The organism is Pelagibius marinus, assembly GCF_014925385.1.
GTDB lineage: Bacteria > Pseudomonadota > Alphaproteobacteria > Kiloniellales > Kiloniellaceae > Pelagibius > Pelagibius marinus.
Genome location: NZ_JACSDK010000001.1, coordinates 940665 through 966826, shown reverse-complemented (window position 1 = coordinate 966826; position 26162 = coordinate 940665). Strand labels below are relative to the sequence as shown.

The 26162-nt window shown below is 69.5% G+C and carries 27 protein-coding genes; 16 read left to right on the top strand and 11 right to left on the bottom strand.

What is annotated here, in order from left to right; genetic code table 11:
* Positions 1-22: 22 nt before the first annotated feature.
* From pth to H7X47_RS04720, 6 genes are all read left to right on the top strand, one after another.
* Complete coding sequence (gene pth, locus H7X47_RS04745) at positions 23-685, top strand: aminoacyl-tRNA hydrolase (RefSeq protein WP_193367426.1); 663 nt, start codon at positions 23-25, stop codon at positions 683-685.
* Between the two features lie 3 nt (positions 686-688).
* A complete protein-coding gene (gene ychF / locus H7X47_RS04740) occupies positions 689-1786 on the top strand; it encodes a redox-regulated ATPase YchF (protein WP_193367425.1) in 1098 nt (365 codons plus the stop codon).
* An 87-nt stretch (positions 1787-1873) separates the two neighbouring features.
* Positions 1874-2539, top strand: coding sequence for a dienelactone hydrolase family protein (locus tag H7X47_RS04735; protein WP_193367424.1), 666 nt, complete (start codon positions 1874-1876; stop codon positions 2537-2539).
* A 43-nt stretch (positions 2540-2582) separates the two neighbouring features.
* Positions 2583-3104, top strand: a complete 522-nt coding sequence (locus H7X47_RS04730) for a CC0125/CC1285 family lipoprotein (protein WP_193367422.1) — start codon at positions 2583-2585, stop codon at positions 3102-3104.
* Between the two features lie 126 nt (positions 3105-3230).
* Positions 3231-3575 (top strand): YciI family protein, encoded by a 345-nt coding sequence (locus tag H7X47_RS04725; protein ID WP_193367421.1) that lies wholly within the window; start codon positions 3231-3233, stop codon positions 3573-3575.
* Positions 3575-4816 (top strand): RNA polymerase sigma factor, encoded by a 1242-nt coding sequence (locus tag H7X47_RS04720; RefSeq protein WP_193367420.1) that lies wholly within the window; start codon positions 3575-3577, stop codon positions 4814-4816. The genes H7X47_RS04725 and H7X47_RS04720 overlap by 1 nt, the downstream gene beginning before the upstream one ends.
* Here the strand turns inward: H7X47_RS04720 and H7X47_RS04715 are convergent.
* From H7X47_RS04715 to petA, 5 genes are all read right to left on the bottom strand, one after another.
* Positions 4813-5715, bottom strand: a complete 903-nt coding sequence (locus H7X47_RS04715; protein ID WP_193367419.1) for a VOC family protein — start codon at positions 5713-5715, stop codon at positions 4813-4815. The genes H7X47_RS04720 and H7X47_RS04715 overlap by 4 nt on opposite strands.
* Before the next feature lie 56 nt (positions 5716-5771).
* Positions 5772-6668, bottom strand: coding sequence for an S-methyl-5'-thioadenosine phosphorylase (locus H7X47_RS04710; protein ID WP_193367418.1), 897 nt, complete (start codon positions 6666-6668; stop codon positions 5772-5774).
* A 140-nt stretch (positions 6669-6808) separates the two neighbouring features.
* Positions 6809-7567 carry a cytochrome c1 gene (locus H7X47_RS04705; RefSeq protein ID WP_193367417.1) on the bottom strand — a complete coding sequence of 253 codons (759 nt, stop codon included), beginning with the start codon at positions 7565-7567 and terminating at the stop codon, positions 6809-6811.
* Positions 7567-8826, bottom strand: coding sequence for a cytochrome b (locus H7X47_RS04700; protein WP_193367415.1), 1260 nt, complete (start codon positions 8824-8826; stop codon positions 7567-7569). Before H7X47_RS04700 ends, H7X47_RS04705 begins: the two co-directional genes overlap by 1 nt.
* A 14-nt stretch (positions 8827-8840) precedes the next feature.
* Positions 8841-9389: a ubiquinol-cytochrome c reductase iron-sulfur subunit gene (gene petA, locus H7X47_RS04695; RefSeq protein WP_193367414.1), complete on the bottom strand. Its 549-nt coding sequence runs from the start codon at positions 9387-9389 to the stop codon at positions 8841-8843.
* Positions 9390-9663: 274 nt separating this feature from the next.
* Between petA and H7X47_RS04690 the strand changes: the two genes are divergently transcribed.
* Positions 9664-10227: a tRNA (cytidine(34)-2'-O)-methyltransferase gene (locus H7X47_RS04690; protein ID WP_193367564.1), complete on the top strand. Its 564-nt coding sequence runs from the start codon at positions 9664-9666 to the stop codon at positions 10225-10227.
* A gap of 7 nt (positions 10228-10234) precedes the next feature.
* Positions 10235-11143 carry an oxygen-dependent coproporphyrinogen oxidase gene (gene hemF, locus H7X47_RS04685; RefSeq protein WP_193367413.1) on the top strand — a complete coding sequence of 303 codons (909 nt, stop codon included), beginning with the start codon at positions 10235-10237 and terminating at the stop codon, positions 11141-11143.
* A gap of 4 nt (positions 11144-11147) precedes the next feature.
* Here hemF and H7X47_RS04680 read toward each other — a convergent pair whose 3' ends face one another.
* The 4 genes from H7X47_RS04680 to H7X47_RS04665 all read right to left on the bottom strand — a co-directional run bounded on the left by H7X47_RS04680 (position 11148) and on the right by H7X47_RS04665 (position 14084).
* On the bottom strand, positions 11148-12473 hold the full coding sequence (locus tag H7X47_RS04680; protein WP_193367412.1) for a CCA tRNA nucleotidyltransferase: 1326 nt from the start codon (positions 12471-12473) through the stop codon (positions 11148-11150).
* Between the two features lie 94 nt (positions 12474-12567).
* Positions 12568-12846, bottom strand: a complete 279-nt coding sequence (locus H7X47_RS04675; protein WP_193367411.1) for a hypothetical protein — start codon at positions 12844-12846, stop codon at positions 12568-12570.
* A 10-nt stretch (positions 12847-12856) separates the two neighbouring features.
* On the bottom strand, positions 12857-13528 hold the full coding sequence (locus tag H7X47_RS04670; RefSeq protein WP_193367563.1) for a CoA pyrophosphatase: 672 nt from the start codon (positions 13526-13528) through the stop codon (positions 12857-12859).
* 22 nt (positions 13529-13550) lie between these two features.
* On the bottom strand, positions 13551-14084 hold the full coding sequence (locus H7X47_RS04665; protein ID WP_193367410.1) for a DUF1285 domain-containing protein: 534 nt from the start codon (positions 14082-14084) through the stop codon (positions 13551-13553).
* Between the two features lie 195 nt (positions 14085-14279).
* Here H7X47_RS04665 and H7X47_RS04660 point away from each other — a divergent pair, with 195 nt between their 5' ends.
* The 5 genes from H7X47_RS04660 (at position 14280) to H7X47_RS04640 (ending at position 21679) form a co-directional block, all read left to right on the top strand.
* Entirely contained in the window at positions 14280-15296 is a 1017-nt protein-coding gene (locus H7X47_RS04660; RefSeq protein WP_193367409.1) for an AAA family ATPase, read from the top strand.
* A gap of 40 nt (positions 15297-15336) precedes the next feature.
* Complete coding sequence (locus tag H7X47_RS04655; protein ID WP_193367407.1) at positions 15337-16269, top strand: DUF58 domain-containing protein; 933 nt, start codon at positions 15337-15339, stop codon at positions 16267-16269.
* Between the two features lie 7 nt (positions 16270-16276).
* The gene (locus H7X47_RS04650; protein ID WP_193367405.1) at positions 16277-19045 is read left to right on the top strand and encodes a DUF4159 domain-containing protein; all 2769 of its coding nucleotides are present in this window, start codon (positions 16277-16279) and stop codon (positions 19043-19045) included.
* Between the two features lie 31 nt (positions 19046-19076).
* Positions 19077-21155 carry a hypothetical protein gene (locus tag H7X47_RS04645; RefSeq protein WP_319633528.1) on the top strand — a complete coding sequence of 693 codons (2079 nt, stop codon included), beginning with the start codon at positions 19077-19079 and terminating at the stop codon, positions 21153-21155.
* A gap of 68 nt (positions 21156-21223) precedes the next feature.
* The gene (locus tag H7X47_RS04640) at positions 21224-21679 is read left to right on the top strand and encodes a TspO/MBR family protein (RefSeq protein WP_193367404.1); all 456 of its coding nucleotides are present in this window, start codon (positions 21224-21226) and stop codon (positions 21677-21679) included.
* A 171-nt stretch (positions 21680-21850) separates the two neighbouring features.
* Here H7X47_RS04640 and H7X47_RS04635 read toward each other — a convergent pair whose 3' ends face one another.
* Together H7X47_RS04635 and H7X47_RS04630 are read right to left on the bottom strand one after the other, a co-directional pair.
* A complete protein-coding gene (locus tag H7X47_RS04635; protein WP_193367403.1) occupies positions 21851-22411 on the bottom strand; it encodes a GNAT family N-acetyltransferase in 561 nt (186 codons plus the stop codon).
* A gap of 214 nt (positions 22412-22625) precedes the next feature.
* The gene (locus H7X47_RS04630) at positions 22626-23573 is read right to left on the bottom strand and encodes a LysR family transcriptional regulator (RefSeq protein ID WP_193367402.1); all 948 of its coding nucleotides are present in this window, start codon (positions 23571-23573) and stop codon (positions 22626-22628) included.
* Between the two features lie 161 nt (positions 23574-23734).
* Between H7X47_RS04630 and wrbA the strand changes: the two genes are divergently transcribed.
* Genes wrbA through H7X47_RS04615 form a run of 3 tightly spaced genes read left to right on the top strand, consistent with a single transcriptional unit; the run spans position 23735 to position 26126 of the window.
* The gene (gene wrbA, locus H7X47_RS04625) at positions 23735-24367 is read left to right on the top strand and encodes an NAD(P)H:quinone oxidoreductase (RefSeq protein ID WP_193367401.1); all 633 of its coding nucleotides are present in this window, start codon (positions 23735-23737) and stop codon (positions 24365-24367) included.
* A gap of 41 nt (positions 24368-24408) precedes the next feature.
* Complete coding sequence (locus H7X47_RS04620) at positions 24409-25107, top strand: pirin family protein (protein WP_193367400.1); 699 nt, start codon at positions 24409-24411, stop codon at positions 25105-25107.
* 32 nt (positions 25108-25139) lie between these two features.
* Positions 25140-26126: a glutathione S-transferase family protein gene (locus tag H7X47_RS04615; protein ID WP_193367399.1), complete on the top strand. Its 987-nt coding sequence runs from the start codon at positions 25140-25142 to the stop codon at positions 26124-26126.
* Positions 26127-26162 lie beyond the last annotated feature (36 nt).

Below are 26162 nucleotides of genomic sequence, written 5' to 3'. Positions count from 1 at the left end.
CGACCCAGAGGGGGTGGCCAGCATGCTGTTGCTTGCCGGGCTCGGCAACCCGGGCCCCCGCTACGCGGACAACCGGCACAATATCGGCTTTATGGCGGTGGACGAGATCGTCCGCCGCCATTCCTTTTCGCCGTGGCGCAACCGCTTCCAGGCGGACTGCGCGGAAGGCCGCCTGGGCGGCGAGAAGGTGCTGGTCCTGAAGCCCCAGACCTATATGAACGAGTCCGGCCGCTCGGTCGGCGAGGCCCTGCGCTTCTTCAAGCTGGCGCCGGAAGACGTCATCGTGCTCTACGACGAGATCGACCTGGCGCCCGGCAAGATCCGCGTGAAGCAGGGCGGCGGCAGCGGCGGCCACAACGGCATCCGCTCCATCGAATCCCACATCGGCAACAACTTCTGGCGGGTGCGCCTGGGCGTCGGCCATCCGGGCCAGAAGGAATTGGTGCACGGCCACGTGCTGAGCGACTTCGCCAAGGCCGACAAGGTCTGGCTGGAGAAGCTGCTGGACGCCGTGGCCGGCGAAATCTCCGCCCTGGTCGAGGGCGACGCCCCGCGCTTCATGTCGCGGGTCGCCGAACTGACCGCCCCGCCCCGCCCCAAAAAACCGAAGCCCGCGCCCAAGGACGGCGACGCGGGTGACGCGGCGCCCTCCCCCTCCGTATCCCCTACCAAAAGCGACGACTGACCTATGGGTTTCAACTGCGGCATCGTCGGACTGCCCAACGTCGGCAAGTCCACCCTCTTCAACGCCCTGACCGAGACGGCCCAGGCGGAAGCGGCCAACTATCCCTTCTGCACCATCGAGCCCAACGTGGGCCGGGTCCCGGTGCCCGATCCGCGCCTCGACAAGCTGGCGGCGATCGCCAAGTCGGCCAAGGAGATTCCCACCTTCCTGGAGTTCGTCGACATCGCCGGACTGGTGCGCGGCGCCTCCAAGGGCGAGGGCCTGGGCAACCAGTTCCTGGCCAACATCCGCGAGGTCGACGCCATCGTTCACGTGCTGCGTTGCTTCGAGGGCGAGGTCACCCACGTCGACGGCTCGGTTGACCCGATCCGCGACGCCGAGACGGTGGAGACCGAACTGATGCTGGCCGACCTTGACTCGGCCCTCAAGCAGCGCGACGCCGCCATCAAGAGGGCGCGCGGCAACGACAAGGAGGCCAAGGAGCGCCTGGCCGTGCTGGAGCCGGTCATCGAAGCGCTGGAGGCCGGCAAGCCGGCGCGCAGCGTGCAGCTCTCCGACGACCAGCTGCCGGCGTTCCGCCAGCTGCAGCTCTTGAGCGCCAAGCCGGTGCTCTACGCCGCCAACGTGGATGAAGATTCCGCGGCCACAGGCAACGCGTACTCGGCCCTGGTCGAGCAGCGCGCGGCCGAGACCGGCGGGGCCTGCGTTGTGATCTCCGCCGCCATCGAGGCGGAGGTCGCGGCCCTGGGCGATCCCGCAGAAAAGAAGGAGTTCCTGGAGAGCCTGGGCCTGGAGGAAACGGGTCTCGCCCGCGTCATCCGCGCCGGCTATCAGCTGCTGGACCTCATCACCTTCTTCACCGTGGGGCCGAAGGAGGCCCGCGCCTGGACCGTGCGCCGCAACGCCAAGGCGCCGCAGGCCGCCGGCGTCATCCACACCGACTTCGAGCGCGGCTTCATCCGCGCCGAGACCATCGCCTACGACGACTTCATCGCCTGCGGCGGCGAGCAAGGCGCCAAGGACACCGGCAAGATGCGCGCGGAAGGCAAGGACTACGTGGTCAAGGACGGCGACGTCTTCCATTTCCGCTTCAACGTCTAGCGCCCGCACCCTAGCCGGACCCGCTCTCCATCTGCTAAGGCTTGATCGGCGAACAGCCGATCAAGAGGCAGACGACGGGAGCGGCAGATGGGCGAGACGGTGAAACTGACGGCAAACGACGGGCACAGCTTCGACGCCTACGTGGCGCGCCCGGCGGAACAGCCGAAAGCGGGCCTTGTGGTGATCCAGGAGATCTTCGGCGTCAACGTGCATATCCGCGGCGTGGCCGACAGTTTTGCCGCCGAGGGCTACCTCGCCATCGCCCCCGCCCTCTTCGACCGGGTCGGGCCGGGCATCGAGCTGGGCTACGATCCCGACGACGTCACGCGCGGCCGCGAGATCCGCGGCAAGATCGCCTGGGAAGAGGCGCTGGCCGACATCGCCGCCGCCCTGGGCTTCGTCGCCGGGGCCGGCAAGGCCGGCGTGGTCGGCTACTGCTGGGGCGGCTCGCTGGCCTGGCTGACCGCCACCCGCCTGAAGCCCGCCGCCGCGGTCTGCTACTACGGCGGCAACATCTACGAGCACCGCGACGAGCAGCCCAACTGCCCGGTGGTCTTCCACTTCGGCGAGGAAGACGCCGGGATTCCAATGGACCAGGTGAAGGCGGTGGGCGAAGCCCATCCCGAGGAAGAGCTCTACACCTACCCGGCGGGCCACGGCTTCAACTGCGACATGCGCGGCTCCTACCACGCCGAGAGCGCCGCGATCGCCCGCGAGCGCAGCCTCACCTTCCTCAAGCGCACCATCGGCTGAGTCCCGCCTTGCCGGGCCCCCATAGCCTGCCTATCTCCTAAGCATGGCTCCGCGCGTCACCGCCCTGCTGCTGACGCTGCTGCTGGCGGCCTGCGCCGCGCCGCAGCCGAGCCTCTATGCCCCCAAGGCGAGCCGCGACGGCTATGCCGACGAGGCCCTGGGCAAGGGGCTTTACCGGGTGAGCTTCCAGGGGAACGCCGTGACCTCGCGCGAGCGGGTGCAGGACTACTGCCTGTTCCGCGCCGCCGAACTGACCCTGGAGCTGGGCGCGGAGAAGTTCGCCGTCCACGACAAGCTGGTCGAGCGCTACACCCAGGTGACGCGGCAGACCTACGACGGCTGGGGCGATCCCTACTACTACGGCCCCTATGATCGCCGCTACCGCTACTACCGGCCCTATCCGGCCCCGACGTATCAGCGCGAGCGCACCACCTTCCGCGCGCTGCTGACCATCGAGCCCTTCTCGGGCCGGCCGCCCGTCGACTCCTCCGGTGGCTTTCAGATCTACGACGCCCAAGCCACCTTCGCGCAGTTCGCCCCGCGCATCCAGCGCCCGGCACCATAAAGCGGCCCGGAGCTTGCGGTTCCCTCCCCAAAGCCCAAAAATTCTCACTTATCTGTCGAAAGCGGCCGGGCCCGCCCGTCATAGGTTCGAACCGCGATCCGGCGGTTGGAGCCAAGGGAGACGATCATGAAGTACATGCTTTGCATCTATGTGGACGAAAGTGCCCAGCCGGCGGCGGCGGTCGATGCGCCGCACCAGATGTCGCCCGCCTTCGCGGCCTACGTGGAGGCGCTGCGCGAGTCCGGCATCCTGGTCGGCGGCGACCGGCTGAAGCCGACCGAGACGGCGACCACCCTGCGCGTGGTCGACGGCGAGGCCCAGGTGCTGGACGGCCCCTATGCCGACACGAAGGAGCAGCTCGCCGGCTATCTCGTCATCGACGTGCCGGACATCGATTCGGCGCTCTCCTGGGCCGCCCGCTGCCCCGGCGCCAGCCGCGGCACGCTGGAGGTCCGCCCGATCTGGGAGTGATGGAAAAGCACAATTTAGAGGCCCGGGCGGCTGCCGAGGCGGCCGCCCGGCAGAGCTACGGCAAGCTGGTCGCCTACCTCTGCGCCCGCACGCACGACGTCGCCGCGGCCGAGGATGCCTTGTCGGAGGCTTTCGCCGCCGCCCTCGCCTCCTGGCCCGAGAAAGGCGTGCCCGAGCGTCCCGAAGCCTGGCTCATGACGGTCGCCAGGAACCGCTCGATCGATGTCATCCGCCACCGGAAAACCGCAAGCGCGTCCATGACCGAGCTGGAACAGCTGTTCGCGGAAAGGCAGGCCGATACCGGTGAAACCCTGCCCGACGAACGCCTGGGCCTGATGTTCGCCTGCGCCCATCCGGCCATCGACGCCGCGGTGCGGGCACCGCTCATGCTGCAGGCCGTCCTGGGCTTCGACGCGGCAGCCATCGCGTCGGCCTTCCTGGTGCGCCCGGCGGCCATGGGCCAGCGGCTGGTGCGGGCCAAGCGGCGCATCCGCGAAGCCGGTATTCCCTTTGGAGTGCCCGGACGCGACGAGCTGCCGGCTCGGCTCGACGGGGTCCTGGAAGCGATCTACGCCGCCTTCGCCGAGGGCTGGAGCGACCCGGCGGGCACGGAGACGAAGCGCCGCAGCCTTGCCGGCGAGGGCATCTGGCTCGGCCGGCTGGTCGCTTCCCTGCTGCCGGAAGAGCCGGAGGCGCTGGGCCTCCTGGCTCTGATGCTGTTTGCCGAGGCGCGGCGCGCGGCACGGCGCGGCCCCGCCGGCGACTACGTTCCGCTGGCCGAGCAGGATACGGCCCTGTGGGATGCCCGCCTGATCGAGGAGGCCGAGGCCCTGCTGCGCCGGGCGGGTGCCGCCGGCACCATCGGCCGCTATCAGCTGGAGGCGGCGATACAGTCGGCCCACGTGGCCCGGCGGCAGGGCGGCAAGACCGACTGGCCGGCCATCGTCGTGCTCTACGACGCGCTCGCGGCACTCTCCGGCTCGCCCGTGGTGGCGGTCAACCGCGCCGTGGCCCTCGCCGAGGCCGAAGGCGCCGAGGCGGGCCTGCGGGAACTGGACCGGGCAGCGGAGGACCGGCGGCTTGCCGACTATCAGCCCTTTTGGGCGGCGCGCGCCGGCCTGCTGGCCCAGCGCGGCGACGGCGCCGCCGCCGATGCCGCCTACGCCAGGGCCATCGGCCTGGAAACGGACGAGGCCGTGCGCCGCTTTCTGCAGCAGCGCCGGGAGGCGCTCCGTCGCTAGGTTTCTTCGGTGAATTCCAGCAGCACGCCGCAGGCGGCCTGGGCGGGGACGCGCAGAAGGCGCGGGCCGTCCCAGTGCACCGGCATGTGGTTGCGCTCCAGCGTGGTGGCGCAGAGCCCCAGGTCCTCGACGGCGACGCGCAGGGCGGCCAGCCAGGGCGTCGGCTGGCGCGGCGCGCCGATCAGCCCCGGGTGCAGGGCGCCCAGCATCTCCGCCGTGGTGAAGCGCAGCCAGACGCGGCTCCCCCCGGGACCGCCGCAGTCAACCTCCACCACGCCGTCGCCGGCGCGCACCCGGTCGAAGCCGAAGAGCTCGGCATAGGGAATGGCCAGCGCCGAGGGGTCCTTGACCACGGAGGTCATGGCGATGAGGCCGCGCGCGCTGTTGGCGTGCCTGCACCACTCCGGGCGCCACACCAGTTCCGGCGTCAGATGCTGGCAGATGAAGGCCGAGGTGCCGGGGGTGGCCTCCGGCGGCAGGTGCAGCAGCTTGAAGCGCGGCCAGACCTCGCCCTCCGGATCCTCGAGGATGCGCTTCAGGTCGCGCATCTCGCCCGGCTCAATGCCGGCGCGGCGCAGCGCGCGCTCTGCCAGCGCCACATCGTCGCTGGCGAAGGCGAGGCCCAGCAGGCCCTCGCGGCTCTCCAGGAAACGGTTGAGGTTGTTGGTGAACTGCGAGGGATCGACGATGCCCAGCAGCTCGATGTAGTCGTCGGGAAACATGATGCAGTAGTTGGCGGTGCCCCAGCCGATGTGGCGGCCGCGCGCCGAGACGGTGAAGCCGAGGCGCGCATAGGCCTGGTGCGCCGCCTCCAGGTCGCGCACCCCGACCAGCACGTGGTCGATTCCGCGCAGCGGCTGCGCCGCCTCCACGCCCTTGTCACCGACCATCAGCTTCATATCCCCCGCCTCCTCCGGCATCCTGTCCTCCGCTGCGCCGCCGTTTCGGGGCCGCGTCAGTCGCCGATCACGCGCCCGGCGACGGCATCGAGACGGGCCAGGACCTCCGGGTCGCGGGCTTCCCCGTGGGTGATGAGCGCGGCGTCGAGGGCATGGTGGCAACCCTTGTCGCAGGCGGCCGTACGTCCCGCCAGCTTGGGCACCACCTGCTTGACCAGGGCGCGCGCCTTGTCGGCGTTGTCCAGCAGCGTCTTCACCACCTGGTCCACGGTGACATGATCGTGCTCGTCATGCCAACAGTCATAGTCGGTGACCATGGCCACGGTCGCGTAGCAAATTTCGGCTTCGCGGGCGAGCTTGGCCTCGGGCATGTTGGTCATGCCGATGACGTCGCAGCCCCAGGCGCGGTAGAGCTCCGATTCGGCGCGGGTCGAGAACTGCGGGCCTTCCATGACCATGTAGGTGCCGGCACGCCTGGCCGGCAGGCCGAGCTCCGCCGCCGCGGCCTCCAGGTGGTCGCCCAGGCGCCCGCAGACCGGGTCGGCCATGGAGACATGGGCCACCATGCCGCTGGCGAAGAAGCTCTTATGGCGGGCGAAGGTGCGGTCGATGAACTGGTCGGCGATGACGAAGGTGCCCGGCGGCAGGTCTTCGCGCAGGGAACCGACGGCGCTCAAGGAGAGGATCTCGGTCACCCCGGCGCGCTTCAGCGCGTCGATGTTGGCGCGGAAGTTCAGCTCGGAAGGCGGGATCTTGTGGCCGCGGCCGTGGCGCGGCAGGAAGACCAGGCGCTGGCCGTCCAGTTCGCCGAAGAGGCAGGTGTCGGAGGGCTCCCCGAAGCTGGAGCGCAGGCGCCGCCACTCGGCGTTCTGCAGCCCCTCGATCTCGTAGATGCCGCTGCCGCCGATGATGCCGATCACCGGCGGTGTTCCGGGCGTAACCTCACTGGGCATGCGCTGCCCCCCCTTTTTTCAGGCCTGTTTCAGGGATTCCCTTTACTCGACGGAACCCGGCTTGCCAAGGCGGGCAAAAGAAAAGGCCGCCTGAAACGGCGGCCTTTCCCTTGACTGTCAGCTCGCGCAAGACGCCCGGATCAGTGGACGTCGGCCCAGATCTTGCGCTTGGCGGCGTAGAGCACGCCGGTGAAGACCACGAGGAAGATCAGCACCTTGATGCCCATGCCCTTGCGGTCCTCCAGCTTCGGCTCCGCCGTCCACATGAGGAAGTGGGAAACGTCCTTGGCCATCTGCTCCACCGTCGCCGGGGTGCCGTCGGCATAGCTGACGCCGTCTTCGAAGAGCGGCGGCGCCATGGCGATCTGATGGCCCGGGAAGTAGAGGTTGTAGTTGTCGCCCGGGAAGCCGGCCGGCGGATCCTCGTAGCCGGTCAGCAGCCCGTAAATATAGGTCGGACCGCCCACGCGGGCCTTCGCCATGAGCGAGAGGTCCGGCGGCGCCGCGCCGCCGTTGGACGCCGCGGCCGCCTTCTCGTTCGGGAAGGGCGCGGGGAAATAGTCCGACGGACGGCCTTCGCGCTCGAACATCTCGCCTTCGTCGTTCGGACCGTCGGTCACCGTGTATTCGGCGGCGATGGCCTTGATCTCGTCCTCGTCGTAGCCGAGGGCGGCCAGGTCACGGAAAGCGATGTAGTTCAGGCTGTGACAAGCCGAGCAGACCTCGCGGTAGACCTGCAGGCCGCGCTGCATCGCATGGCGGTCGAAGGTGCCGAAAGGCCCGTCGAAGCTCCATTCGACATGCGGCAGGGCGGGGCCTTCCTCCGCCGCGCGGGCGGCGGAAGAGGCGGTCGCGATCGCGGCAAGGGCCGCCAGTCCAAAGATCAGTCCCTTGCGCATCAGGCCTTCTCCATCGGCGTGGTTGTGGCCCCGGCCATAGAGCCGCCGCCTTTCAATACCGGCTCGCTGATCGAGGTCGGCAGCGGTTTGGGCCGCTCGAAGACGCCGAGCAACGGCAGGATGATCAGGAAGTGCAGGAAGTACCAGGCCGTGGCGATCTGGCCGACCAGCAGCCAGGTGCCCTCAGGCGGGTTGGCACCGGCGAAGCCGAGCACCACCGTGTCGATCACCAGCAGCACGAAGAAGATGCGGAAGATCGGGCGGAACCTGCCGCTCTTGACCGGCGAGCGGTCGAGCCACGGCAGGATGAACAGCACGGCGATGGAGCCGAACATGGCGATCACGCCCAGCAGCTTGTCCGGGATCGCGCGCAGGATCGCGTAGAACGGCAGGAAGTACCACTCGGGCACGATGTGCGCCGGTGTCGCCAGCGGATCGGCCTGCACGTAGTTGACCGGGTCGCCCATGTAGTTCGGGGCGTAGAACACCATCGCCGCGAAGAAGATCAGGAAGACCCCCACCCCGAAGGCATCCTTGACCGTGTAGTAGGGGTGGAAGGGGATCTTGTCCTGCGGCCCTTTGGTATCGATGCCCAGCGGGTTGTTGGAGCCGAACTGGTGCAGCGCCCAGATGTGCAGCACCACCACGGCCACGATAATGAAGGGCAGCAGATAGTGCAGGGAGAAGAAGCGGTTCAGCGTCGGGTTATCGACGGTGAAGCCGCCCCACAGCCAGGTGACGATGCCCTCGCCGAAGAAGGGCACGGCGGAGAACAGGTTGGTGATCACCTTGGCGCCCCAGAAGGACATCTGGCCCCAGGGCAGCACGTAGCCCATGAAGGCGGTGGCCATCATCAGCAGCAGGATCACCACGCCGATCATCCACAGCAGCTCGCGCGGCGCCTTGTAGGAGCCGTAGTAGAGCCCGCGGAAGATGTGGATGTAGACGACGATGAAGAAGAAGGAGGCGCCGTTCATGTGAATGTAGCGGATCAGCCAGCCGTAGTTCACGTCGCGCATGATGCGCTCGACGGAGTTGAAGGCGTAATCCACATGGGCGGTGTACTGCATGGCCAGCACGATGCCGGTGACGATCATGATCACCAGCACGAGGCCCGCCAGGGACCCGAAGTTCCACAGGTAGCTGAGGTTCTTGGGCGCGGGGAAGCTGCGGCCGACCGAATGGTCGAGGAAGGAGAACACCGGCATGCGGTGCTCGATCCACTTGATCACCCGGCTGTTGGTCTGAAACTCGCTCATTGTCCGAACTCCCCTTAGCCGATCACGATGGACGTGTCGCCGGTGAACTCATAGGGAGGCACAGGCAGGTTGAGCGGGGCCGGGCCTTTGCGGATGCGCCCAGAGGTATCGTAGTGGGAGCCGTGGCAGGGGCAGAACCAGCCGCCGAACTCGCCGCGGCTCTGGCCTGTTTTCTGGCCCAGCGGCACGCAGCCCAGGTGGGTGCAGACGCCGATGACAATCAGCCATTCCGGCTGCTGGACGCGGGCATCGTCGGCCTGCGGATCGGGCAGATCGTCCAGCGGCACGGCCTCGGCCTGCTGAATCTGCTCCTGGGTGCGGTGGTCGATGAAGACCGGGTTGCCGCGCCAGGTCACCGTGATGCGCTGGCCCACCTCGATCGGCGACAGGTCGACCTCGGTCGACGCCAGAGCCAGCACTTCTGCCGACGGGTTCATCGAATCGATCAACGGCCAGGCCACGGCCCCGACCCCGACAGCGCCCATGGCCCCCGCGGCCAGGTACAAGAAGTCGCGCCGCGTCTCGCCGGATCCGGCCTGCGCGGGAGTGGCGGTATCTGCCATGCGTCTTTTCCCCTACGATCCTTCTTTTGGAGCCCTGTGGCACAGGGCTCAGACCAATCGATCCCGAGGCTTGCGCCCCGGCGGCATGATCCAGACCCTAGCGCGCGACAAAGCCCCGGGGGTGCGACATGCTGCCGCAGCCGAGGCCCGAATGCCCCTTTGTGGGGCTGGATATAGAGGAAATTTACGGGGAACGCAAAGCCCCTTCGCACCAAGTCGAATGATACGAATCGCCTAGTTATTGAACCGCTTAGAGAGATCATTCTACCCGACCATGCGCCTGGCCCTCTATCAACCCGACATCCCGCAAAACTGCGGCGCCCTGATCCGCCTCACCGCCTGCCTGGGCGTCGGGCTGGACATCATCGAACCCTGCGGATTTCTGTTGGATGACAAGCGGCTGAAACGCGCCGGCCTCGACTACCACAGCCAGGCCAGCCTGCAGCGGCACCGCTCCTGGACCGCATTTCAGGCCAACCGGCAGGCCCAGGGTGCCGACGCGGGTGCCGATGCGGGTGCCGACGCGGGTGCGGACGGGGGTGCGGACGGGGCGCGCGCCGGGGGCGGCCGGCTGCTGCTGTTGACCACCGGGGGGGATCGGCCCTACACCCACTTCAGCTACGCGCCCGGCGACATCCTGCTGTTGGGCCGCGAATCGGCGGGTGTGCCCGAAGAGGTGCATGCGGCGGCGGATGCCCGCCTCGTCATCCCGGTGCGGGCCGGCTGCCGCTCCCTGAACGTGGCCCAGGCCGCCGCCATGGTCCTGGGCGAGGCCCTGCGCCAGATTGAGGGCTTTCCCGGGGGCTTTCCGGAGCCGCCAGAGACAGAAACAGAGTGATCCGACAATGACCGACCCAGTTGCCCCAAATACGACCGATCCGGCGACCGTCGAAGCGCGCAAGGGCCGGGCCCGGGCCTGGTTCGAGGAGCTGCGCGACAAGATCTGCGCCGCCTTCGAGGCCCTGGAGGACGAGCTGGACGGCGCCAACGCCGAGCGCTTCGCCGAGGTGCCGCCGGGCCGCTTCGAGCGCAAGGCCTGGGACAGACCGGCCGAGGACAGTAGTGGGGGCGGCGGCGGCGTCATGTCGCTGATGCGCGGCCGCGTCTTCGAGAAGGTCGGCGTCAACGTCTCCACCGTCTTCGGCGAGTTCTCGGGCGATTTCGCCAAGCAGATTCCCGGCGCCGATGAGGACCCGCGCTTCTGGGCCAGCGGCATCTCGCTGGTGGCGCATCTGCGCTCGCCCCTGGTGCCGGCGGTGCACATGAACACCCGCCACATCGTCACCACCAAGTCCTGGTTCGGCGGCGGCGGCGATCTGAACCCCATGTACCCGCTCGAAGCGGACACGGCGGACTTCCACGCCGCCTTCCAGGCCGCCTGCGACAGGCACGACCCCGAGTACTATCCCAAGTTCAAGAAGTGGTGCGACGAGTACTTCTTCATTCCCCACCGTGGCGAGGCGCGCGGCGTGGGCGGCATCTTCTACGACTACCTGGACAGCGGCGACTGGGAGGACGACTTCGCCTTCACCCAGGACGTCGGCCGCGCTTTCCTGGAGATCTATCCGCAGCTCGTGCGCCGTCACATGGCCGAGCCCTGGACCGAAGAGCAGCGCCGCCACCAGCTGTTCCGCCGCGGCCGCTACGCCGAGTTCAACCTGCTCTACGACCGCGGCACGAAATTCGGCCTGCAAACCGGCGGCAACGTCGAGGCCATCCTCATGAGCCTGCCGCCCGAGGCCGCCTGGCCGTAACACCTCAGGTCCCCGGCGCCTTGGGCGGTTCGGGGGAGATGCGTTCGGCCAGTTCCTTGAGACGCGCCAGGCAGGCCGCGCGGTCGGGGGCGAAATCCTCGCCGATCCACCAGTCCTCCACCGCGCGCAGCAGGCTGCCGACATCGGGCCCGGCGGCATAGCCGAGCTCCAGCACGTCGGCGCCGGAAAGCGGGAACTCGCGCGGCTGCCAGGCCTCGGCCGCCGCCAGCGCCGCCTGCAGCCCGGCAGTTGCCGCCGGCCCGGCCGCCTCGTCGCCTGCGACCAGGCGCAGATAGGCCACCACCAGGGCGACGCGGAAGCGGGCCGCGCCGGCACGGTAGAGTGCCGTGGCCAGTGCGTGGCGCAGCGCCGGGTCGCCGGGGCCGCGGAGCAGCACCCCCGCCGCCTCGCCCAGGGTCTGCTCCGGCGCGCCGAGCAGTTCCAGCTCCGCCGTCTCGGCGTTGGACAGGCGCAGGCGCTGGGCCACGGCGCGGGCGACCGCCGCGCCGGGGCGCAGCAGCGCGGCCAGGCGCAGCACCGCGTCCTCGCGTTCCGGCAGGTCGAGGGCCATGAGCCGGCGCAGCACCGCGGTGCCGGCGGTCTGCGGCAGGATCGGCGCCAGGATGTTCTCGGCCAGCATCAGCTCCAGCACCGGCAGGGGATCAGGGGCGGAGAGCAGGCGCAGGATCTCGCTGCGCACGCGCTCGCCCGAAAGACCGGCGAGCTTGGGGGCCAGTTCGCGCGCCACCGCCAGGGTCGCCGCGTCCGGCGGCACCCGCCCGTAGTGCGCCTGGAAGCGGAAGAAGCGCAGCAGGCGCAGGTAGTCCTCCTGGATGCGGTCGCGCGGATCGCCGACGAAGTGCACCCGCCCGGCGGCCAGGTCGGCCAGCCCGCCGAAGGGATCGAAGAGCCACCCGTCGGGGCGGCAGGACATGGCGTTGAAGGTCAGGTCGCGGCGCGCCGCATCGGCCAGCCAGTCGTCGGTGAAGGCGACGACGGCGCGGCGTCCGTCGGTCTCCACGTCCAGGCGCAGGGTGGTGATCTCGAAAGGATGGTGGCCGCTGACGGCGGTCACCGTGCCGTGGTCGAGCCCCGTCGGCACCGCCTTGATGCCGGCGGCCTGCAGCAGCTCCATGACCTTTTCCGGGCGGTCCGGTGTCGCCAGGTCGACGTCCTTCACCGGGCGCCCGGCCAGGGCGTCGCGCACGCAGCCGCCGACGAAGCGCACCTCGGCCCCTTCCGCAGTCAGCGCCTCCACAACCGCCTGGGTCTCCGGCGCCGTCATCCAGGGCTGCGGCTCGAGCCGTTGCGCTGTGCTGCCTGCGGTCATGGAATCCTCTGGTCCGCTTCACGCCTGGTCGGAATCTGGGGAGGCAGCCTGCCGGGCCGCCGGCCGCCTTGCAACCGCTGTGGTTGACCGCCGGCTACTGCTCCGCCGGATGGCTGGGCACCACGACGCCGTCGACCAGCGCCGGCGGCACCATCTCGGTGCCCGCCGGATGCCCGGTCGTGAGATAGAGATAGAGCAGGCCGCCCAGCGCCCCGGCCAGGCCCACCGACAGCATCCAGGGCCAGGGCGATTCCCGCCAGTCGAGTACCAGCTCGCCGCCCTTCACCTTGTGCTGCACCAGCCACGCCCAGGCGGCGTAGGCCAGGAAGGGCGCGATGAGCGGCAACAGGACCGTCAGCAGAACGCGCAGCATGAGACTTCCTTCACGATTTCAGAAGATCCGGCTGCAGCAGGACCTCCGAGAGGTTTGACAGCATGCCCGCGGTGGCGCCCCAGATGTAGTAGTCGCCGAAGGGATAGGCGTAGAAGAAGCGCTCGGTGCCACGGAACATGCGGCTGTGCAGCTCGCGGTTGGCGGGATCGAGGAAGAAGGCGAGCGGCACCTCGAAGATCTCGTCCACCTCGCCCTCCTCCGGCTGCAGCTCGAAGGGCGGCTGCAGCAGGCCGACCACCGGCACGACCCGGAAGCCGGTGCGTACGATATAGGTGTCGAGCCGCCCCACGACGGTCACGCAGCCGGGCGGCAGACCGACTTCCTCCTGCGCCTCGCGCAGCGCCGCCGCCTCGGCGTCGGCGTCGCCGGGATCGACGCTGCCGCCGGGAAAGCTGATCTGTCCCGGGTGGTCGGGCAGGTGCTTGGCGCGCCGGGTCAGCAGCACCGTCATCTCGCCGGGCCGCCGGATGATGGGCACCAGCACCGCCGCTTCGCGCAGCGGCGCGTCGGGGTCGTAGAGGTCGGGGTTGAGATCGTGGTCGCCGCGCGGCGCGACCAGCAGCATATCCTCTTCCGCCGAGGCCGGGCCGCTGGGCGCGACCCGCGTGCCCGGCTCCGGCAGGCGCGACAGCCGCGCCAGGAGATCGTCGCTACGCCACATCCCGCTCACACAGCGGCTCCACTCACCGCGCCGGCCCCAGCGGGAAGAACTCGCCCTTGCTCCATACACCCAGACAATTGGACTCCTTCGCTGATTCGCGCCCGACCGGCGGCGACTCCACCGCCAGTTCGGCCAGTTCATAGTACACCGGACGCAGGATCAGCGCCTCCAGTCGGTCGCGTACCAGGATATAGGGCGCGGGCTCGCCGTTGTCAGGGTCTTCAACCACCCGTAGAGGGTGGGCCGAATCCGCTTCTACCCAGTCGTCCAGGTTGGTGCGGAAGGCGAGAACCTGGTTCCGGCCCTGACCCTTCACGGAAAGTTCAACCGCGGTAAAGGGCGCGTCCTCCACCGCGATGCGGCCCTTCTCAACCGGCGTGCGCAGCCAGTAGCCGCCGTCATCGTCTCGCCACAATACCGAGGCAAAAAGCTTCACCAAGGGTTTGCGCCGGATCGGCGCGCCCTCGTGGTACCAGGTGCCGTCCCGGGCAATGCGAATATCGAAATCGCCGACCGGCGGAAAGTCTCTCTGTCCTGGCGACTGGTCAGCGGGCATGGAAAGCCTTATCTTTATGTTTAGCGTACGTGATTTTGGTTGCGATCCGCCGCCGGGCGACAGCCCGGCAGCACCCTTGCCGGGGTCCCTCCAGCCACGGGGGCCCAGCGTTCGGTCTGAGGACCTCGTTCGGTCTGAGGACGGTAATCGGTCTGATGACCACGGCCCCCTGTAACCGCTGGGAGATACTGCCCCGTGACGACGACGCCCACGCTACCCACCGATGACATCGGCGACGCCAAGCTGGCCGGCCAGATCGAAGAGCTGGGCCACAAGCTCGGCCTCGTGCGGCAGTCTATCGGTCAGGTCATCTTCGGCCAACAGGAGGTAATCGATCAAACCCTGATCACGCTGCTGGCCGGCGGTCATGCGCTGCTGATCGGCGTGCCGGGACTGGCCAAGACCCGGCTGGTCGAGACCCTGGGCACCGTCTTCGGGCTGGAGGACAAGCGCGTGCAGTGTACGCCCGACCTCATGCCCGCCGATATTCTCGGCTCCGAGGTGCTGGAGGAGAGCGAAACCGGCCGGCGCTCCTTCCGCTTCATTCCCGGCCCGGTGTTCTGCCAGCTTCTCATGGCCGACGAAATCAACCGCGCCAGCCCGCGTACCCAGTCGGCCCTGCTGCAGGCCATGCAGGAACGCCGCGTCACGGTTTCCGGCCACCCGCACGACCTGCCGACGCCCTTCCACGTGCTCGCGACGCAGAACCCGCTGGAGCAGGAAGGCACCTACCCCCTGCCCGAAGCCCAGCTCGACCGCTTCCTGCTGGAGGTCGATGTCGGCTATCCCGAGCTGGAGGCCGAGCGGCAGATGCTGATCGAGACCACCGGCGCCCAGGAAAGCCAGGCCAAGGCCGTGATGACCCCCGAGGAACTGATGGCCGCCCAGCAGCTGGTGCGCCGCGTGCCGGTCGGCGAGAGCGTGGTCGAGACCATCCTCTCCCTCGTGCGCAACGGCCGCCCCGAAGTCAGCGAGCTGGAAGAGGTGCGCAGCCAGGTGTCCTGGGGCCCGGGGCCGCGCGCCAGCCAGGCGCTGATGCTGGCGGTGCGCGCCAAGGCCCTGATGGAAGGCCGTCTGGCGCCCTCCATCGACGACGTCATTCACCTTGCCCATCCGGTGCTGAAGCACCGCATGGCGCTGAGCTTTGCGGCGCGCGCCGACGGCGTGACCCTGGATCACATCATCGCCCATCTGGCCGCCCCCTACGCCTGATCCCCGGCATTTGAATGGCGACGGAGACTCCGACCGGCCTATGACGAACACCCTCCCGCTGCGGCATCGCGCCGAGCAACTGGCCGCCACCCTGCCGCCCCTGCTGGTGGCCGCCGAACGGGTCGCCGCCAGCGTGGCCCAGGGCGTGCACGGCCGTCGCCGGGTGGGACAGGGCGAAACCTTCTGGCAGTACCGCCACTACGACCTGGGCGACCAGCCGCAGTCCATCGACTGGCGCCAGTCGGCCAAGTCCGACATGGTCTTCGTGCGCGAGATGGAGTGGGAGGCCGCGCAGTCGGTTTGGATCTGGCGCGACTCCTCGCCCTCCATGTCCTGGACCTCGGACCGCAACCACCAGAGCAAACGCCAGCGCGCCGACCTGCTGACCCTCGCCCTCTCGGTGCTGCTGATGCGCGGCGGTGAGCACGTCGCCCTGCTGGGCTCCGGCCTCAGGCCCTCGGCCAGCCGCGCCACCCTCACCAAGATCGCCACCCTGGTCGAAAGCGCCGCGGCGCGTTCCGAAGCGGGCAGCGAAAAGCCGAAACAGGAGGTCGAAGGCGACGTGCCCCCGACCGACAACCTGCCGCCGGCGCTGCCGCTGCCGCGCAGCGCCCAGATGGTCTTTATCAGCGACTTCCTCTCGCCCCTGGAAGAGATCGACAAGGCCCTGCGCTATTACGGCGAGGCCGGCCTGCGCGGCACGCTGCTGCAGGTCCTCGATCCGGCGGAGGAAAGCCTGCCCTATGACGGGCGCGTGCGTTTCGACGGCCTGGAGCAGGAGCCCTCCTGGCTGGTGTCGAAGGTGGAGGCCGTGCGCGGCGACTACGCCCGCCGCCTCGCCGCCCAGCGCGAAGGGCTGCGCGACATCTGCCGGGCGCTGGGCTGGGGCTGTGACTTCCACCGCAGCGACCAGCCGCCGCAAGCGGCGCTGCTGCGCCTCTACACCACGCTTTCCCAGGCCGCGCTATGCTGAGAGCATCATGCTGAACCTGGGCCTCCTCGCCTTCGCGCAACCCTGGCTGCTGCTGGCGCTGGCGGGGCTGCCGCTGCTGTGGCTGCTGCTGCGCCTGACGCCGCCGGCGCCCAAGCGCCTCGCCTTTCCCGCGGTGCGCCTGCTGGCCGGCCTCAAGGTGCCGGAGGAGACCCCGGCGCGCACCCCCTGGTGGCTGCTGCTGCTGCGCCTCTTCATCGTCGCCCTGATCATCCTCGGCCTGGCCCAGCCGCTGCTCAATCCCGCGGCGCAGCTTTCCGGCAGCGGCCCGATGGTGCTGGTCATCGACGACGGCTGGGCCTCGGCGCGCTTCTGGCCGGCGCGCCAGATCGCCGCCGGCAACCTGCTGGCCCAGGCCGAGCGCGAAGACCGCCCGGTGGTGCTGCTGACCACCGCCCCGGGCACCCAGGACGCGCCGCCGGAGGCCAGCGGCCTGCTGCCGGCGGCCGAGGCGCGGCGCCTGCTGCAGGGCCTGAAGCCCAAGCCCTGGCCGGCCGACCGCCAAGCCGCGCTGGCCGCCCTTGAAGACGCCCAGATCGAAGGCTCGGCCCACGTGACTTGGCTGTCCGACGGCCTGGACAGCGAAGGCAGCGCCGACTTCGCCGCCGCCCTGCAGCGTCTCGGGCGTCTGCATGTGCTGCGCGAGGAAAGCGACGGCCTGGCCCATCTCGCCCTCGCCCCCGACACCGAAGGCGTCGACCTGGTGGCCCGTGCCCTGCGCGCCGACAGCAGCGGCGCCAGCCAGGCCGCGATCCTGGCCATCGGCGGCGACGGGCGCATCATCACCCGCGCGCCACTGCTCTTCGAGCCCGGCGAGGCCGAGGCCCGGGCCCTGCTGGACCTGCCGACCGAGATGCGCAACCGCATCGCCCTGCTCTCCATCGAGGGCGAAACCACGGCCGGCGCCACGGTGCTGCTGGACGAACGCTGGCGCCGCCGGCCGGTCGGGCTGGTCTCCATCGGCGGCGAACAGGAAGCCCAGCCGCTGCTGAGCGAGACCTACTACCTGGAAAGCGCGCTGGAGCCCTTCACCGAGCTGCGCAAGGGCAGCGTCGAAGACCTGCTGCAGCGCCAGCTCGCCGTGCTGGCGGTGCCGGACGGCATCACCCTCAGCCCCGACGAGCGCGGACGCATCGCCGAGTGGGTGGACCGCGGCGGCCTTCTGCTGCGCTTCGCCGGGCCGCACAGCGGCGCCCAGTCGCCCGGCGACCGGGGAACCGCCGGCGGGGTCGACGACCTGTTGCCGGTGCGCCTGCGCGGCGGCGACCGCATCCTGGGCGGCGCGTTGACCTGGGACACCCCGGCCCGCCTCGCCCCCTTCGCCGCCGACAGTCCCTTCGCCGACATCGCCCTGCCCGACGACGTGGTGATCCGCCGCCAGGTCCTGGCCGAGCCCTCGCTGGACCTGGGCGACAAGACCTGGGCGCGACTCAGCGACGGCACGCCCCTGGTGACCGCCGACCGGCGGGGCGACGGCTGGCTGGTGCTGTTCCACACCACCGCCAACACCGACTGGTCGAACCTGCCGATCTCCGGCCTCTTCGTCGAAATGCTGCGCCGGGTCATGGCGGTGAGCCAGGGCGTCGAAGGCGGCGCCGGCGGCGCCGCCCTGCCGCCGATCGAAGTCATGGACGGCTTCGGCAGCCTCGGCACGCCGCCGGCCACGGTGCTGGCGCTGGACACCGGCGAGGGCCAGGAAAGCTCCCTGGGCCCGCGCCACCCGCCGGGCTACTACGGCAACGACAGCCTGCGCCAGGCCCACAACCTCAGCCGCTTCGTCGCCGACCTGGCGCCGCTGCGCGGCCTGCCCGCCGGGGTCTCCACGGCGCTGTACCAGGGCAGCCCGGAACAGGACCTGAAGCCCTGGCTGCTGGCCGCCGCCCTCCTCCTCGCCCTCTTCGACCTCTTGATCTCCCTGGCGCTGCGCGGCCTGCTGCGTCCCGGCGGCACCGCCGCCACCGCCGCCCTGCTGCTGGGCCTCGGCCTCGCCGCGGCGGGCCTCGCCCCCACGCCCGCCCTGGCGCAGGGGCGCGACGACGGGCGCACCCTGGAAGCGACGCTGATGACCCGCCTGGCCTATGTCGAGACCGGCGATCCGGCCGTCGACGAGATCAGCCGCGCCGGCCTGATGGGGCTGACGCGTGTGCTGGAGCGCCGCACCTCGGTGGAGGCCGGCCCGCCGCTGGGCATCGTGCTGGGGCGTGACGACATGGCCTTCTTCCCGCTGGTCTACTGGCCGGTGACCGCCTCCCAGCCGACGCTGAGCCAGAACGCCATCGACCAGGTGAACTTCTTCCTGGACCACGGCGGCACCATCCTCTTCGACCTGCGCGAGGCCAGCGCCGGCGCGCACCTCTTCGGCGGCGGCAGCCAGGGCACGCAGCACCTGCAGCGCCTGACCCAGGGCATCGCCATCCCGCCGCTCGAGCCGGTGCCGGTCGACCACGTGCTGCGCAAGGCCTTCTACCTGATGGAGGACTTCCCGGGCCGCTTCATCGGCAGCACCCTGTGGCTGGAGGCGCCGGGCGAGAACGTCAACGACGGCGTCGCCTCCATCCTCGTCGGCTCCAACGACTGGGCCGGCGCCTGGGCGGTCAACGAACTGGGCCGTCCGCTGAATGCGGTGGTGCCGGGCGGCCCGCGCCAGCGCGAAATGGCCTACCGCTTCGGCATCAACCTGGTGATGTACGCGCTGACGGGCAACTACAAGGCCGATCAGGTACACATCCCTTTTATCTTGGAGCGCTTGGGACAATGACGTGGCAACCGCCGCTGTTTGAGGCGGCTCCGTGAGCGCGCTTTCCATCCAGTGGGCCCCGATGCTGCCGCTGTGGCTGATCGGCGGGCTGGGCATCGCCGCCGCGCTGCTGATCGCACTGGCCTTCTGGCGCCGCGCGCGCGGCGTGCTGTGGCGCCTGGGCGCTTTCGCGGTGCTGCTGCTGGCGCTGGCCAACCCCTCCATCGTCGAAGAGCAGCGCGACCCCTTGAGCGACGTGGTCTTCATCGTCGCCGACGAGAGCACCAGCCAGGACATCGAGAACCGCGGCAGCCAGACCGAGCAGGCGGTCAGTCACCTGCTGACCAAAATCGGCGCCCTGGAGGACACCGAGGTGCGCCTGATCCGCGCCGGCGACGCCGCCGGCTCGCGCGACGTCGAGGGCACGCGCCTCTTCGCCCCGCTGCGCCAGGCCCTGGCCAAGGTGCCGCGCCAGCGCGTCTCCGCCGTCATCCTGATCAGCGACGGCCAGATCCACGACCTGCCGGAGTCGGTGGAGAGCCTGGGCATCGAGGCGCCGGTGCACCTGCTGCTCACCGGGCGGCCCGACGAGGGCGACCGGCGCCTGACCATCACCCAGGCACCCAGCTTCGGCATCGTCGGCGACCAGCTCACCCTCAGCCTCAGGGTCGACGACCTGCCGGGCGGCGCGGCCGCCGGCAGCGCCCGCGTGGTGCTGCGCCAGGACGGTGTCGCCACCCAGGGCATCGACGCGCGCATCGGCGTCGAGGAGCAGATGACCTTCGAGCTGGACCATCGTGGCCCGGCGGTGCTGGAGATCGAGGTCGCCCGCGGCCCCGAGGAGCTGACGCTGTCCAACAACCGCGCCGCCGTGGTGGTCAACGGCGTGCGTGACCGCCTGCGGGTGCTGCTGGTCTCCGGCGAGCCGCACGCGGGCGAGCGCGCCTGGCGCAACATCCTGAAGTCCGATCCCTCGGTCGACCTGGTGCACTTCACCATTCTGCGGCCGCCGGAAAAGCAGGACGGCACGCCGATCCGCGAGCTGTCGCTCATCGCCTTTCCGACCCGCGAGCTCTTCGAGGTCAAGCTCGACGAGTTCGACCTGATCATCTTCGACCGCTACCGGCGCCGCGGCGTGCTGCCGTCCATCTACCTGGAGAACGTGGCCAACTACGTGGAAAACGGCGGCGCCCTGCTGGAGGCCGTCGGCCCGACCTTCGCCACGCCGCTGTCGCTCTACCGCACGCCGCTGGGCCGGGTGCTGCCGGCCGAGCCCACCGGGCAGATCTACGAGGCCGGCTTTCATCCGCAGGTCACCGACCTGGGCAACCGCCATCCGGTGACCGCCGGGCTGGACGGCGCCGCCACGCCGGGCGGGACGCCGAGCTGGGGCCGCTGGTTCCGCCAGATCGAGGGCGATTCCATCCGCGGCGACATCCTGATGCAGGGCATCCAGAACAGCCCGCTGCTGATCCTCGACCGCTTCGGCGAGGGCCGGGTGGCGCAGATGATGAGCGACCACATGTGGCTGTGGTCGCGCGGCTTCGAGGGCGGCGGCCCCCAGGCCGAGCTGCTGCGCCGCATCTCCCACTGGCTGATGAAAGAGCCGGACCTGGAGGAGGAGGACCTGCGCGCCCTGGTGCGCGGCGGCCAGCTGCAGATCATCCGGCGCTCGCTTTCCATCGAGCAGCCGCAGGTGACGGTCACCCTGCCCTCCGGCGAAACCCGAAGCCTGACCCTCACGCCTGAGGGCGCCGGACGCAGCTCGGCCACGCTGAGCGCCGAGGAGAACGGGCTCTATCACATCACCGACGGGCAGCTGACCACCCTGGCCGCCGCCGGGCCGCTGAACCCCCTGGAACTGCGCGACCCGCGCTCCAGCGGCGCCCTGGTCGAGCCCCTGGCCGAGGAGAGCGGCGGCACGGTGTGGCGCCTGGCCGGCGACGAGCTGCCGGCCCTGCGCAAGGTCGCCGCCGACCGCGACCGCCACGGTCGCGGCTGGATCGGTCTGAAGCGCGGCGGCGGCTATGTGGTGACCGGTGTCCTGCAGATCCCCGTGCTGCCGGCTCTTCTGGTGCTTTGCCTCAGCCTTGCGGCTGCGGTATTAGCTTGGCAGAGGGAAGGGCATTAGGGGCCGGGGGGCCGAATCCGATCAACATGCATCGCCAGAAGCAGAGGGCTCCGCTGACGAGCCCGATCATGCTGCTCGTCTTCGTGGTGATCTGCCTGGCCGCCGGGCGGCTGGGCGCGGCCCTGACCGAGCCGGCCCTGGAGGGCTGGTACCGCGGCCTTGCCAAGCCCTTCTGGACGCCGCCGGACGTGGTCTTTCCGGTCGCCTGGTCGATCCTCTACGTGACCATGGGCATCGCCGCCTGGCTGGTGTGGAAGACGGCCGAGCGCGGCGAGCTGCGCCTGCCGATGACCCTCTTCTTCGGCCAGCTGGTGATCAACGTGCTGTGGTCGTTCAGCTTCTTCGGCCAGCGCAGCCCCTTCCTGGGGCTGATCTGCCTGGGCGCCCTGGTGCTGGCGGTGATCCTCACCACCATCGCCTTCACGCGGGTCTCCCGCGCGGCGGGCTGGCTGTTCCTGCCCTACCTGCTGTGGCTCGGCTACGCCGGGGCGCTGAACTTCGCGATCTGGAAGATGAACGCGTGAGGGGCGTGAGTCCCTCTCCCCTTGCGGGAGAGGGATGCGAAGTCTTCGTGAGCGAAGCGAACTTAGACGGAGCTGGGTGAGGGGTATCGCGCCACTTGCTTCCGATGAAAGCCCCCTCACCTTCCCGCTTCGCGGGCCCCTCCCTCTCCCACGAGGGGAGAGGGTCATTCTTTACGCGACGGAGCGGCGAACCCGCCTCCGGCGTGGGGGCTTCTCGCTCTTTTGCGCTTCCTCCGGCGCCTGCCGGCGGCCGATGACGCCGTAGACCTCTTCCAGCGCGCCGTCCTGCAAGGCCTTCACCTGGAAGCGTTCCGGCTCCACCGGGCCGGGCAGGGAGAGTCCCTGCGCCGAGGCGGAGATGAAGCCGAAGGCGCGGTAGTAGTTGGGATCGCCCACCACCACGCAGATGCGGTGCCCGGCCTTCGCGGCCGCATCCAGGCTGTGGCGCACCAGCGCCTTGCCGATGCCCCGGCCCTGCAGGGCCGGCTCCACCGCCAGGGGGCCGAGCAGGATGGCCGGCGTGCCGGCGATGTCGATGGGCCAGTAGCGGATCGAGCCCAGCAGGCCGCCGTCTCCGGCGACCGCGGAGAAGCACAGCCCGGCCAGGGGATCGACGCCCTCGCGCAGCCGATAAACGGTCTTGCGGGTGCGCTCGAAGCCGAAGGTCCGGTCCAGCAGGGGGGTATTGAGGGCGGCGTCGTCGGGCCGCTCGGGCACGATGGTGAAGGTCATGATCTTGCTTCCAGAAGGGCCGCTCTTGGGTGCGGCACGGATTGACGGCAGGCCGAAAGGCGCGCGGAGGGCGCGGGGGTCAGCGTCGTCGTCGCAGGCGGGCCTGCGGGCTCTGGAAGAGGTCGATCATGGAATCTCTTTACCAGCCGGTTCATTAACCAGAGGTGAATAACACAACTCGCGCCAAGGGCATAGCCTCCTCTGCCGCCGCGTCTCACCCGCCCCGGATGCCCGCCGGCGGGGCGACCAGGGCCTCCAGACCTTCGTCCCAATAGGGTTCCGGGCCGAAGTAGTCGGCCAGGAAATCGATGAAGACCCGCACCTTGACCGAGAGGTTGCGGCTGTGCGGGTAGACCGCGTGGATGCCCTGCTCGGGCACCGGAAAGGCCGGCAGCAGCGCCTGCAGGTGGCCGTTGCGCAGATGCTGGCCGACGATGAAGGTCGGCAGGCGGGCGATGCCGAGGCCGCCCAGGGCCGCGCCGCAGAGCGCGTCGCCGTTGTTCGCCAGCAGCGGCCCGTCGACCTTCACCTTCTGCATTCCACCGGGCCCGTGCAGGGTCCATTCGCGCACCTGGGCGTTGTGGGTGTAGAGCAGGCAATCGTGGTCGCGCAGGTCCTCCGGCCGCTCGGGCCGGCCGCGCCTTGCCAGATAGTCGGGGCTGGCGCAGAGCACCGAGCGGGCCGGCGCCACGCGGCGGGCGACCAGGCTGGAATCGCGCAGGTCGCCGATGCGCAGCGCCAGGTCATAGCCCTCCTCCACCAGGTCGACGAAGCGGTCGTTCATCGCCATGTCGATGGTGATCTGCGGGAAGCGGGCATGGAACTCGGGGATGGCGCGGGCCAGGTGCAGGAAGCCGAAGGACATGGGCGCGTTCAGCTTCAGGAGGCCGCGCGGCGCGGCGGAGAGGTTGCTCACCGCCCGCTCCGCCGCCTCGGCCGCGTCCAGCACCCGCCGGCAGGCCTCGTAGAAGGTCGTCCCCGCCTCGGTGAGGGAGAGCCGCCGGGTGGTGCGGTTCAAGAGGCGCACGCCCAGGCCGTCCTCCAGCCGGGCGACCTGCTTGGAGACGGCGGACTTGCTGACCCCCAGATTGCGGGCCGCGGCGGAGAAGCCCTCGGCCTCCACCACCTCGGCGAAGATTTCCATGGCGTCCAGGCGGATCACTTATCGTTTCCTCAAAGAAACAATCTTGTTCTTTTCTAACCCATTAACTCCCCAATGAGAACACCCTACCTCCTAGGCGTGGCCGCGCGGCGGGAGACCGCCACGACGGCCCCAAAAAACCCAAGCCGCCAAAACCAACGCCGAGTGAGGAAGATCCAGCCATGACCCCAGCCAAAACCAGGGTTCTCGTTCTCTACTACAGCAGCTACGGCCACATCGAGACGATGGCCAAGGCCGTCGCCAAGGGCGCCAGGAGCGTCGACGGCGTCGAGGTCACCGTGAAGCGCGTGGCCGAGCTGATGCCCGAGGAGGTCGCCAAGAACGCCGGCGTGAAGCTGGACCAGGACGCCCCCGTCGCGAGCCCGGCGGAACTGGCCGACTACGATGCCATCATCTTCGGCACCCCGACGCGCTTCGGCAACATGGCCGCGCAGATGCGCAACTTCCTGGACCAGACCGGCGGCCTCTGGGCCAAGGGCGCCCTGATCGGCAAGGTCGGCAGCGTCTTCGCCTCGACCGGGACCCAGCACGGCGGACAGGAGACCACCATCACCTCCTTCCACACCACGCTGTTCCACTTCGGTATGGTCGTGGTCGGCGTGCCCTATTCCTGCGAGGGCCTGACCAAGATGGACGAGATCACCGGCGGCACGCCCTACGGCGCGACGACCCTGGCCGGCGGCGACGGCAGCCGCCAGCCCAGCGCCAACGAGCTGGAGATCGCCCGCTTCCAGGGCCGGCACGTTGCCGAAGTCGCCGCCAAGCTGGTGGCGGCGGAGAAGGTGCCCGCCTAATCTGGAGGCCGGCTAACGGTGGGCGAAGCAGGAGACCCGCGATGATCGACATCACCCCCTTCGAGGAGCTTGGGCGTTTCGACAACGACTGGCTGTCGGCGCGCTACCACTTCAGCTTCGCCTACTACCACGACCCGGCGCGCATGGGCGTGGGCGCCTTGCGCGTGTGGAACGACGACACCATCCGCCCCGGCACCGGCTTCGACCTGCACGGCCACCGGGACATGGAGATCATCACCTACGTACGCAAAGGCGCCATCACCCACCAGGACCACCTGGGCAACGTGGGGCGGACCGAGGCCGGCGACGTGCAGGTGATGTCGGCGGGCACCGGCATCATGCACGCCGAATACAACAAGGAAGACGAGCCGACGCAGATCTTCCAGATCTGGATCGAGCCGGCGGTGCACGGCGTCGCCCCGCGCTGGGAAACCCGCAGCTTCCCCAAGGCCGGCCGCGAGGGCGCGCTGGTGCCGCTCGCCTCCGGGCGCAAGGGCCACGAAGAAAACGCCCTGCCGATCTACCAGGACGCCGCCATCCTGGCCGCCACCCTGAAGGCCGGGCAGAGCGTGACCCACAGGTTGGAGCCGGGGCGCAAGGGCTACCTGGTGCCCGCCACGGGCCGCCTGAAGGTCAACGGCGAGACGGTGGAGGCGCGCGCCGGCGTGGTGCTGGAAGACGTCGAGGAGGTGACCATCACCGCCGAGGAGGATTCGGAGATCCTGCTCGCCGACGTCTGAGCCAAAAGCACGAGACGAGAGGAGAATTTTTCATGGGACTGCTGATCGACGGCGTCTGGCACGACAAGTGGTACGACACCAAGAAGACCGGCGGACGCTTCAAGCGACAGGAGAGCGCCTTTCGCAACTGGGTGACCGCCGACGGCGCTGCCGGACCATCCGGCGAGCCGGGCTTCAAGGCCGAGACCGGACGCTATCACCTCTACGTCTCCCTTGCCTGCCCCTGGGCGCACCGCACGCTGATCTTCCGCAAGCTGAAGGGACTGGAGGAGATCATCCCGGTCTCGGTGGTGCATTGGCACATGGGCGACGAGGGCTGGACCTTCGCCGAGGGCCGCGGCGTCGTAGCCGACAGCGTGGGCGGCGCCGAGAAGCTCTACGAGGTCTACCTGAAGGCCAAGCCGGACTACACCGGGCGCGTGACCGTGCCGCTGCTGTGGGACAAGCAGCAGGGCACCATCGTCAGCAACGAGTCGGCGGAGATCATCCGCATGTTCAACAGCGCCTTCGACGGCCTGACAGGCTCGAGCCTCGACTTTTATCCGGAAGAGCTGCGCGGCGAGATCGACGCCGTGAACGAGACCGTCTACGACAAGGTGAACAACGGCGTTTACAAGGCCGGCTTCGCCACGTCACAGGAGGCCTACGAAGAGGCCTTCGACGCGCTCTTCGAAACCCTGGACGCCCTGGAGCAGCGCCTGCTGGGCCAGCGCTATCTGGCCGGTGCCCGCCTGACCGAGGCGGACTGGCGCCTCTTCACCACGCTGCTGCGTTTCGACGCCGTCTACCACGGCCACTTCAAGTGCAACCTGAAGCGCCTGGTCGACTACCCCAACCTCTGGGACTACGCCCGCGAGCTCTATCAGATGCCCGGCGTGGCCGAGACCGTCGACTTCTTCCACATCAAGCACCACTACTACGGCAGCCACCGCAGCGTGAACCCCAGCGGCATCGTGCCCAAGGGCCCCGCCCTCGACTTCGAACGGCCACACAGCCGCGACGCCCTGAAGGCGGCCTAGCGCACCTCCCCCTTCCCGCCCCAAGGGGGCAAGCGA

Coding starts and splice junctions, on each gene's coding strand:
- pth (WP_193367426.1), top strand. CDS start 23: ATGCTGTTGCTTGCCGGGCTCGGCAACCCGGGCCCCCGCTACGCGGAC.
- ychF (WP_193367425.1), top strand. CDS start 689: ATGGGTTTCAACTGCGGCATCGTCGGACTGCCCAACGTCGGCAAGTCC.
- H7X47_RS04735 (WP_193367424.1), top strand. CDS start 1,874: ATGGGCGAGACGGTGAAACTGACGGCAAACGACGGGCACAGCTTCGAC.
- H7X47_RS04730 (WP_193367422.1), top strand. CDS start 2,583: ATGGCTCCGCGCGTCACCGCCCTGCTGCTGACGCTGCTGCTGGCGGCC.
- H7X47_RS04725 (WP_193367421.1), top strand. CDS start 3,231: ATGAAGTACATGCTTTGCATCTATGTGGACGAAAGTGCCCAGCCGGCG.
- H7X47_RS04720 (WP_193367420.1), top strand. CDS start 3,575: ATGGAAAAGCACAATTTAGAGGCCCGGGCGGCTGCCGAGGCGGCCGCC.
- H7X47_RS04715 (WP_193367419.1), bottom strand. CDS start 5,715: ATGAAGCTGATGGTCGGTGACAAGGGCGTGGAGGCGGCGCAGCCGCTG.
- H7X47_RS04710 (WP_193367418.1), bottom strand. CDS start 6,668: ATGCCCAGTGAGGTTACGCCCGGAACACCGCCGGTGATCGGCATCATC.
- H7X47_RS04705 (WP_193367417.1), bottom strand. CDS start 7,567: ATGCGCAAGGGACTGATCTTTGGACTGGCGGCCCTTGCCGCGATCGCG.
- H7X47_RS04700 (WP_193367415.1), bottom strand. CDS start 8,826: ATGAGCGAGTTTCAGACCAACAGCCGGGTGATCAAGTGGATCGAGCAC.
- petA (WP_193367414.1), bottom strand. CDS start 9,389: ATGGCAGATACCGCCACTCCCGCGCAGGCCGGATCCGGCGAGACGCGG.
- H7X47_RS04690 (WP_193367564.1), top strand. CDS start 9,664: ATGCGCCTGGCCCTCTATCAACCCGACATCCCGCAAAACTGCGGCGCC.
- hemF (WP_193367413.1), top strand. CDS start 10,235: ATGACCGACCCAGTTGCCCCAAATACGACCGATCCGGCGACCGTCGAA.
- H7X47_RS04680 (WP_193367412.1), bottom strand. CDS start 12,473: ATGACCGCAGGCAGCACAGCGCAACGGCTCGAGCCGCAGCCCTGGATG.
- H7X47_RS04675 (WP_193367411.1), bottom strand. CDS start 12,846: ATGCTGCGCGTTCTGCTGACGGTCCTGTTGCCGCTCATCGCGCCCTTC.
- H7X47_RS04670 (WP_193367563.1), bottom strand. CDS start 13,528: ATGTGGCGTAGCGACGATCTCCTGGCGCGGCTGTCGCGCCTGCCGGAG.
- H7X47_RS04665 (WP_193367410.1), bottom strand. CDS start 14,084: ATGCCCGCTGACCAGTCGCCAGGACAGAGAGACTTTCCGCCGGTCGGC.
- H7X47_RS04655 (WP_193367407.1), top strand. CDS start 15,337: ATGACGAACACCCTCCCGCTGCGGCATCGCGCCGAGCAACTGGCCGCC.
- H7X47_RS04650 (WP_193367405.1), top strand. CDS start 16,277: ATGCTGAACCTGGGCCTCCTCGCCTTCGCGCAACCCTGGCTGCTGCTG.
- H7X47_RS04640 (WP_193367404.1), top strand. CDS start 21,224: ATGCTGCTCGTCTTCGTGGTGATCTGCCTGGCCGCCGGGCGGCTGGGC.
- H7X47_RS04635 (WP_193367403.1), bottom strand. CDS start 22,411: ATGACCTTCACCATCGTGCCCGAGCGGCCCGACGACGCCGCCCTCAAT.
- wrbA (WP_193367401.1), top strand. CDS start 23,735: ATGACCCCAGCCAAAACCAGGGTTCTCGTTCTCTACTACAGCAGCTAC.
- H7X47_RS04620 (WP_193367400.1), top strand. CDS start 24,409: ATGATCGACATCACCCCCTTCGAGGAGCTTGGGCGTTTCGACAACGAC.
- H7X47_RS04615 (WP_193367399.1), top strand. CDS start 25,140: ATGGGACTGCTGATCGACGGCGTCTGGCACGACAAGTGGTACGACACC.